This window comes from Acidobacteriota bacterium (assembly GCA_003696075.1).
Classification (GTDB): domain Bacteria; phylum Acidobacteriota; class Polarisedimenticolia; order J045; family J045; genus J045.
This window is the reverse complement of sequence record RFHH01000076.1, coordinates 1-7,804: the sequence shown is the minus strand read 5'-3', so window position 1 is coordinate 7,804 and position 7,804 is coordinate 1. Positions and strand designations below refer to the sequence as shown.

Below are 7,804 nucleotides of genomic sequence, written 5' to 3'. Positions count from 1 at the left end.
GTGCGGCGCTGCATCGCCCCGCGGGGGATCGCACCGGCGCCGCCGGCCGGCCGCCTCGCGAAGACGGCGGCTCGACCGGGCTCGGCCCGCCCCGGCCGGTGTGCGCCGAGGGCCCTCGGCGGGCCGGGGGTGCGAAGGCCGCCCCGCAGAAAAGCCCGCCTCCCCGCGGCACCGGGAATCGGGAGGCATCGGATTCGCGGGATCGTTCGGCCGCGCGGAGCGGAGAGCCGGCGGTCGCCTCACGACGACGCCGGAGCGGCGCCGGGCTGGGCCGGCGAGGACACCGTCGAGCTCTCCGCGGCCGCGGCGGGCGCCGCCGCCCGCGCGCGCGCGCGGCGCGCGGCCCGCGCGGGCTCGAGCGGGCGCAGCAGGCGCCGCGTGATCTGGTGGAAGCGGTCCGCGGCTTGCCGCAGGTCCGGGGCGGTGCTGCGGCGGAACCCGTAGACCTCGACCCGCTTGCCCTGGAGCTTCAGCGCCCGCACCAGCGGCACGAAGTCGCCGTCGCCGGTGACCAGCACCACGACGTCGAGGTGCCTGGCGGTGGTCAGCGCGTCGAGCGCCATTTCCAGATCCCAGTTCCCCTTCATCGAGCGGTCGGGACGGATCTTCAGCGGCTTCCGCTTGACCTCGTAGGCCTTCGTCTCGAGCAGATGGATGAAGGCCGACTGGTTGATGTCGGGTGCCTCGACGAGGTAGGCGACGGCGCGAACGAGCCGCCGGCCGGCGGTGGCGGCCTCGAGCAGAGCCTCGAAGTCGAGCCGCGCGTTCTTCTCGCGCGCCCCGTAGAACATGTTCTGCACGTCGACGAAGACGCCGACCCGTGGTTTGTCCTCGCGCCGCCCGGCCGGCGGCCCGCTCTCTTCCGGCCCGGGGCGGGAGCCGTCGCGGAGTTCGGCGAGCTGCTCCATGATCGCCGCCTGCGCGGCAGCCACGCTTCGCGAGTCGGCCTCGTGCAGCGCGACGAGCTTCTCCACGAGGTCCGCCAGCCGTTCGAGGCGCCGCTCGTGGGAGCGGAGCGCTTCGCGGCGCTCCTTGTCGGTCGCCCGCAGCTTCTCGAGCTGCGCGGTCGCCCGCCGCTGTTCGGTGGTCAGCCGCCGGAGGGCGGTCGTGATCTCGCCGGTGCGCTCGCGCGCCCGCCGCTCGTTGAGTTCGTCGATCCGCCGGCGCAGGCGTCCCAGCTCGCGCTCCAGCCTCTGGCGCTCCTCCCGCGCCTCCCGGTCGCGCTGCCGCAGATCGTGCAGCTCCTGCGTCCGCCGCGAGAGCTTTTCCTCGAGCTGTGCGGCGTGCTCGAGCGTCCGGGCGAGCTGCGCTTCGAGCCGGCGGACGCGCTCCTCGAGCTCCCGCCGCTCCCGCTCCAGCTCGCGCAACCCCGCCCGCTCGGAGGCCAGCTTCGCCAGGTTCTTCGGTCGCGAGCCCGGATCCTCGCCCAGCACCACCGGGGCGACGATCTCGGCCGCGGCGCGCAGCTCCTCGGGCGCGAGGAGCGGCTTCGGAGCGCGCGCCAGGCGGTGGAGGAAGAGCGCGTCGCCGGCATCGGGCGCCCTCAGCGCCTTCGACAGGGCGGCGCGCACGGCGCGCGGATCGAGCGGGTGGTCCTCCGTCCCGACGCGCTCGTCCAGCGCCGCGAGGAAAGCCTCGCCCCGCGCCGGGTCCTCCGCGAGGAGCTCGGCGATCCGCTGCCCCCTCGCCGCGGGGGAGAGTTCGGTTCCGGATTCTCCGGTGAGGCGGGCGTAGTCGTGGGGGGAGAGCAGGCTGGCGGCCACCAGGCGCACCCCTTGCGGCCCCATCCGGTCGAAGTAGGTGTCCCAGCCTACGCGCGGCATCGCGTCCCCTCCGGCCCGGCGCCGGGGCCGGTCCCGCCGGCGGGATCATACCACGCGGGACGGTCCTTCCGGACGCGCTTCTGATGGCAAAGTACTGAAACCAAAGCCGTTACGGCTTCGGCCCGCGGCGGTGTATCCTTCCCGCCGCCCCGCCGGGCTGGAGGAGCGCCGTGATCCTCGGGATCGGCATCGACGTCACCGAGATCGGCCGTGTGGAGGAGGCGATGGCGCGGCACGGCGAGCGCTTCGAGCGGCGGATCCTCACCGACCGGGAGCGCGACTACTGCCGCCGGCACCGCTTCCCGGCGCCCCACGTGGCCGCCCGCTTCGCCGCGAAGGAGGCGGCGCTCAAGGCCCTCGGGACCGGTCTTTCGGGGGGCATCGCCTGGCGCGACGTGGAGATCGCGCGCGGCCGGACGGGGGCGCCGGCCCTCGAACTGCACGGGCGCGCGGCGGAGGTCGCGGCCGCCCTCGGCGTGACGAGGGCGCACGTGTCGCTCACCCACGGCCGCGGCGTGGCGGCGGCGGTGGTGGTGCTCGAGGGGGAGTCCCGGTGACCGGACCGCTCGGGACGCTGCGGAGAGGCGTCCGCCGGTCTCTCGTCGCCACCGCACGAGTCGCCGTGCACCACCCCAAGAGCGTCCTCATCGCGGCGGCCGTCCTCACCGCCGTCTGTCTCGGCCTCGCGGCGGGCATCGAACTTTCGACCGACGTGACCGACCTGCTGCCGGACGACCTCCCCTCCGCGCGCCGCCTGCGCGCTCTCATCGGGCGTTACGGATCGGCGGAGCCGCTGGCGATCGCGATCTCGGGGGCCGGCGGCCCGGACGTCGAGCAGCGCATCGACCTCGCCCTCGCGATCCGGGACCGCCTGGAGGAGGATCCCGACCTCGTCCCGGTCGCCGGGTTGTTCGGCGAGGATCCGTTCGCCCTGCTGGCCGGCCCGCAGGCGGAAGCGCTGTTGCTCTACCTCGAGCCGGAGGAGATCGAGAGCTTTGCCGCGAGGCTCACGCCGGCGGGGATCGATGCCGCGGTGGCCCGCAACCTCGAGCGCCTCCGGTCCCCCCTCGGCCCGCTGGCGACCCGCCTGCTCCGCGACGATCCCCTCGGACTCGTTCCGGCGGCGATGCGCCACATCGAGGCGCTGAAGGGACGCCTGCGGATCGTTCCCCGCGACGGCGTGCTGGTCACCGAGGACGACGCGTACGTGGTCCTCCTCGTCCGCCTCTCCGGCTCGACCCAGGACGTGAGGTTCGTCCGCGCGGTTCTCGACCGGCTCGAGCGCGTGGCGAGGGAGGAGCTGGATGCGGCGGGGCTGGAAGGCACGGCGGGAGTGGGCCCGGCCCCGGCCGGCGCGGCGCCGGGAGCGGTCCGCGTGGGCTTCACCGGGGCGCCCGCGATCCTCGCCGACTACAAGGCGATCCTGGCGCACGACATCCGGTCGATCTCGGGCGTCGCCTTCGTCGCCGTGATGCTCCTGTTCCTGGCCGCGTTCCGGCGTCCGCTCGGCGTGCTCATCGCCGGCGTGCCGCTCGCGGCGGGGATCGCGTGGACGCTCGGATTCGCCCGCCTGGCGATCGGCCACCTGAACGTCTTCACCGCCGGTTCGATCGCGATCCTCTGCGGGCTGGGGATCGATTTCACGATCCATCTGTACAACCGGTATCTCGAAGAAGTGCACGCCGGCCGGGACATGCTGGAGGCCTTCGAGGCGGCGCACGGGGAGACCGGCCTCGGGATCCTCGCCGCGGCCGCCACCACCGCCTGGGCGTTCCTCGCGGCCGGCCTTTCTTCCTTCCCCGGTCTGCGCGATCTCGGCAGGCTGTGCGCGGCGGGGATGGCGCTCTCCCTCGCCGCCAGCCTCCTGCTCGTGCCCGCGCTGACCGCCCTCGCCGCCCGGTGGCGTCCCGCGCGGGACCGGCCCCGCGGCCTGGCCGGCTTCGGGCTGGGCCCGCTCCTGGCGCTGGTCGTCCGGCACCCCCGCCGCGTCGTGCTGGTTGCCGCGGCCGCGACGGTGGCGCTGGCGGTGCCGGCGCTGCGCGCCCGGCTCGACGAGGATTTCCGCCGTTTCCGGCCCTCCGGGGCCCCGAGCATCCGTCTCCAGACCGAGCTGGCGAAGAGGATCGGCACGTCGCTGCAGCCGGTGCTCGCGCTGGTGCCCGGCAGCGACGAGGCGTCGCTGCTCGACCGATGCGAGCGCGTGCAGCGGGCGTTCGACCCTCTCGTCCGGGAAGAGGAGGGACCGCTGGCGGCCGTGATGAGTCCCGCCCGGCTCGTGCCGCCGCCTTCCCGCCAGCAGCGGGCGCTGGCGACCCTCCGCCGGCTCCGCGCCGGGGGACTCGATCCGGCGTCCGTCCGCGACGAGCTGCTCCGGGCGCTCCGGCGGCACGGGTTCCGGATCGACGAACACGCTGAGGCCGCCGCGGCCAGGATCGAACGGGTTCTCTCGCGAGACCGCCCGCTCACCCTCGCCGAGGCCTCGCGCGGGCCCCTCGGGCCGATGCTGGCCGACCTCCTCCTCGAGGAGGACGGGGTGCGGGAGGGGGTGGTCTCCTGCTATCCGCGTCCCGCGGTCGCCACGCGCGATCTGGTGGGCGGCCTGCGGGCCGCGCTGGCCTCGTCGGGGGTCCCCGCCACGCTCATCGGAGGCCGCGTCCTGAGCCAGGACATCAAGCCGATGGTGCTGCGGGACGGCACGCGCGCCGTCGTTCTCTCCGCGGCCGGGGTGCTGGCGATCCTCCTGCTCTCCTTCCGCCGGCCGCTGCTGGTCCTGCTGACTTTCCTGCCGCTGATCGGCGGCGTGGTCGCCTCGGTCGGGCTGATGGCGGCGTTCGGCGTCGACTTCAACCTGGTGAGCGTGTCGGTCCTCCCGCTGATCCTCGGCGTCGGCATCGACAACGGCATCCACGTGGTCCACCGCTTCCTCCACCACTCGTCCGAGGATCTCGTCGACGTGTTCCGGCACACCGGACGGGGAATCGTGATGACGTCGCTGACGACCATCGTCGGCTTCGGCGCGCTCGTGTTCGCCGACTATCCCGGACTGATCTCGAGCGGCGTCCTCGCCATCCTCGGGGTGGGGGCGACGCTCGTCACCGCCGTGACGCTGTTGCCGGCGCTTCTGGAGATCGTTCGCGTTCGGAACCGGGCGGGGCGTCCGGGAGCGGTCAGCGGGCCGCGGGGGCGGGCTGCGGGAGGGTGACGAGGCCGCGCCGGATCAGCCTCCGCAACACCCTGAGCGTCTCCACCTCGCGCGCGGGCGCGATGTCGACCACGTCGCGGATGGTCCACTGCCCGTCGAGGCGAGAGAGAAGGAAAAACTCCTCCGAGCGGAGCGGCTCGTTCACGAGATCCTCCAGGGGCCGCGCCAGGCGCGGGACGGCCTGGGGAGGGATCTCCTCGCGGTACACCTTCTCGATGAACGCCTTCTCCGCCTTTTCCCGCAGCTTCGTCAGCTCCGGATCCTGCGGAATCTCGTCTTCACCGAGCAGCGCCAGCGCCGACTCCGGATCGCCCTTCGACAGCCGCTCCTCCGCGGCGGCGATGCGTGCGGGACCGGACAGGCCCGCCAGCTCGGCGTCCGGCGCCTCCTTCGAGATCAGCATCAGCGGCGGACCCTCGAGATCCACCACCTCCACCAGGCCGAGGCGGTGCGCTTCGTAGAGGAACTTCATCACCGGAAACCGGCTGGCGTGGATCTGGAAGGCGATCTCGTCGATCGTCCGCTTGCCGTCGATCGTTTCGAGGATGCGGCGCGCGAGCGGGTGCTGGAGGATCTGCTCGGGCGGCGCAGCGTCGGTGCGCGCGAGGATGACGCGGCCGTCCGGAAAGACGCTGCGGATGCGCTGCATCTCGTCATGGCGGTGCACTCCCCGCAGCAGCACGTGGTCGACCGGCAGCGAGATCAGCACCACGCGCGGCCCCGGCCGCGCCCCCGGCTCGAAGTGGAACTCCGCCTCGTCCCATTCGAACAGCGAATAGACGATCTCCTCCGTCCGCTCGGCGAGCGCCCGGAGCAAATCGTCCCTGTCGACGAAGCCGAGACGCACCAGGACCTGCCCGAGGAACTCTTCTGGATCCTGGCGCGCGAGAAGCGCCGCCCGGAGCTGCTCCTCCGTCAGCTTGCCGCGGGCCACGAGCGTGTGCCCCAGCATCTCCGTGGGCAGGTTGGAGGCGGCTCCGACGATCACCCCGTCCTGGAAGTAGACCTCCTTGACGGTGGAGCGACGGCGGAAGTCGAAACGTCCGGTCTGCTGCGAGGAGGCGGCCCACTGCAGCAGGTCGGCGAGGTTCATCGTCGCCGTCGATCCGGAAAGGCTCATCTCTCTCCCGGTCCTCGCTCCGCGCGCACGCCCCCCGGGGTCGGCTCCGGTGGAGCGGTCACGGCAACGTTAGGTTCGGCCCGGGCGGCCCGGCAACGCGCGGGCGGATCCGCGCCGGTCCGCACCTCTCCGCTCCGGGCACGGCCCGCCGCCGATGTCTCCCCGCCGCAAGGCGGGAGCCTCCGATTGCCCGCCGCGGGGGGAGCGCCGCACATTGGAGGCGGGCGGGGCCGGCGAGCCCGCCGCCCGAGGAGGCGCCATGGCAGCCCCGGAAGGCCCGGCCGCGGTCGAGGAGCGGTTCGGCGCCCCCCAGTTGCGGATTCCCAAAGAGCGCGTGCCGGTGCGGGTTCTCCTCGACGGCGGGGAGCGGATTGCCGGAGACCTGTTCGTCTCGCGGTCCGCCGCGCGCCACCTCGGCCGGGAGAGGGTCGCCGACCTGCTCCGCGGCGGCGAGCGGTTCCTTCCCTTCCGCGGCGAGAGCGGACCGGAGCTGCTGGGCCGCGACAGGATCGTCGCCGTCGAGGTTCGATCGGCGGGGGAAGCCGGGATCGATCCTCCGGACGCCGGGGAGCGCGAGTGCCCCGTGCGGGTCGAGCTCGCCGGCGTGCCCGCGGCGCGCGCGACCTACGAGGGCGTTCTCCGGGTCGCCATGCCGGCCGGGCGGGAGCGGCCGGTGGACGTCCTGAACACCGACGACCCGTGGATCGGCCTGGTGACCTCCGAGGGGGCGGTGCTCGTGTCCAAGCGCTACGTCCGCCGAGTGGTCACCGGCGGATGAACGGGACGCGGTCGCCGGGGCGGACCCCCAGCCGGGTGTCGGCCCGGCCTTCGCGCACCGCCGCCTCGAGGTAACCCGACGAGCCCCACAGCAGGCACAGCTGCCCCCGGGCCGCCTCGCCGTAAGTGCGCACGAAAGGTGCCGGCCCGTCCGCGGACTCCGGATGGATCGGAGGCGAGAAAAGCCCCGGCCAGATTCTGGCCGCGTCCGCCCGCGTGAGCCCGAAGGCGACGTTTCCGAAGCGGTCGACGTGGAGCACGGGGAGCACCAAGCGGCCGTCCGGGCGCTCCTCCGGTTCGCAACCGGGAAGGCGGATCCAGTCGGGGCAGGGGGGACCGACATCCTCCAGCGGCAGGCCGCAGGCGAGAGCCGCCGCGACCGGCGCGAAGAGATCCCGCCCGTGGAAGGTCGGGTGGGGCCGCGGAGCCGCCAGCGCCGCCGCCGCCACCTCCCGGACCTCGACTGGGCCGCCGGCCCGCCGGGCGGCCAGGGTGAGCAGGCCGTTGTCGGGGGCGACGAACAGATGCCCGCCGGCCGCCATCGCCAGCGCCCGCCGTGCGGTGCCCACCCCGGGATCGACCACCGCCAGGTGCACGGTGCCGCGCGGAAAGGAGAACGCCGCCGCGGCGAGGACGAACGCCCCCTCGCGGACGTCGTGGGCCGCCACCTCGTGCGAGATCTCGCAGAGCGTCGCCTCGGGCGCGCGGGAGAGCAGCACGCCCGCCACCTCCCCGGCGTACGGGCCTTCGCGGCCGAAATCGGTCAGCAGCGTGATCACGCGGCGCCGCATGGCGGGGATGAGACACCGTGCCGGCCGGGCCGGCAACCGCCGTTTGACCGGCCGTCCCGGCGCTCGCATCATCGTCCGCCCCGCCGCCCCC

At 74.2% G+C, this 7,804-nt stretch carries 6 protein-coding genes; 3 read left to right on the top strand and 3 right to left on the bottom strand.

Annotation, left to right across the window (positions count from 1 at the left end; all coding sequences use genetic code 11):
* Positions 1–239: 239 nt before the first annotated feature.
* A complete protein-coding gene (locus D6718_05035; protein RMG46749.1) occupies positions 240–908 on the bottom strand; it encodes an NYN domain-containing protein in 669 nt (222 codons plus the stop codon).
* 1,085 nt (positions 909–1,993) lie between these two features.
* Between D6718_05035 and D6718_05030 the strand changes: the two genes are divergently transcribed.
* Complete coding sequence (locus D6718_05030; protein ID RMG46747.1) at positions 1,994–2,380, top strand: holo-ACP synthase; 387 nt, start codon at positions 1,994–1,996, stop codon at positions 2,378–2,380.
* Positions 2,377–5,025 (top strand): hypothetical protein, encoded by a 2,649-nt coding sequence (locus D6718_05025; GenBank protein RMG46746.1) that lies wholly within the window; start codon positions 2,377–2,379, stop codon positions 5,023–5,025. Before D6718_05030 ends, D6718_05025 begins: the two co-directional genes overlap by 4 nt.
* Here D6718_05025 and D6718_05020 read toward each other — a convergent pair.
* Positions 4,991–6,145, bottom strand: a complete 1,155-nt coding sequence (locus tag D6718_05020; GenBank protein RMG46745.1) for a DUF4388 domain-containing protein — start codon at positions 6,143–6,145, stop codon at positions 4,991–4,993. The two genes, D6718_05025 and D6718_05020, sit on opposite strands and share 35 nt — an antisense overlap.
* A 259-nt stretch (positions 6,146–6,404) precedes the next feature.
* Between D6718_05020 and D6718_05015 the strand changes: the two genes are divergently transcribed.
* Positions 6,405–6,923 carry a hypothetical protein gene (locus D6718_05015; protein ID RMG46744.1) on the top strand — a complete coding sequence of 173 codons (519 nt, stop codon included), beginning with the start codon at positions 6,405–6,407 and terminating at the stop codon, positions 6,921–6,923.
* On the opposite strand, the gene D6718_05010 is transcribed toward D6718_05015, so the two are convergent.
* A complete protein-coding gene (locus D6718_05010) occupies positions 6,910–7,713 on the bottom strand; it encodes a hypothetical protein (GenBank protein RMG46748.1) in 804 nt (267 codons plus the stop codon). The two genes, D6718_05015 and D6718_05010, sit on opposite strands and share 14 nt — an antisense overlap.
* Positions 7,714–7,804 lie beyond the last annotated feature (91 nt).

Coding starts and splice junctions, on each gene's coding strand:
- D6718_05035 (RMG46749.1), bottom strand. CDS start 908: ATGGAGCAGCTCGCCGAACTCCGCGACGGCTCCCGCCCCGGGCCGGAA.
- D6718_05020 (RMG46745.1), bottom strand. CDS start 6,145: ATGAGCCTTTCCGGATCGACGGCGACGATGAACCTCGCCGACCTGCTG.
- D6718_05015 (RMG46744.1), top strand. CDS start 6,405: ATGGCAGCCCCGGAAGGCCCGGCCGCGGTCGAGGAGCGGTTCGGCGCC.
- D6718_05010 (RMG46748.1), bottom strand. CDS start 7,713: ATGCGGCGCCGCGTGATCACGCTGCTGACCGATTTCGGCCGCGAAGGC.